We start from the raw sequence: 257 nt of genomic DNA, 5'->3' as shown, positions 1-257 counted from the left end.
GCGCTCATGCGCGGTCCGGGCACGAGGATGCCCCCGAGTCACCTCCCCTATGCGCCATGCGGCCCCCAGGGCACGTAGATGTTAGACCCAGGACACCGTAACGGTGGGCGCCGCCCACCGGTCAGCGGCCAGAGCATGGGGGGCACGCCCGGTCCCGTTCCGAACCCGGAAGCTAAGCCCCATCGCGCCGAGAGTACTGCGGGGCCAGCCCGTGGGAGGCCAGGGCGCCGCTGACCGGTGGACGGCACCGAGCCGTC

1 rRNA gene is annotated in these 257 nt (G+C 72.8%); it reads left to right on the top strand.

The features are described 5' to 3' along the window. The first annotated feature begins 120 nt into the window (after window positions 1-120). Window positions 121-236 (top strand): 5S ribosomal RNA (gene rrf / locus DW925_RS09765). Window positions 237-257 lie beyond the last annotated feature (21 nt).

Origin of the sequence: Collinsella sp. AM43-1 (genome assembly GCF_003467925.1) — a bacterium.
Taxonomy (GTDB): domain Bacteria; phylum Actinomycetota; class Coriobacteriia; order Coriobacteriales; family Coriobacteriaceae; genus Collinsella.
This window is presented reverse-complemented; position numbering and strand designations above follow the sequence as displayed.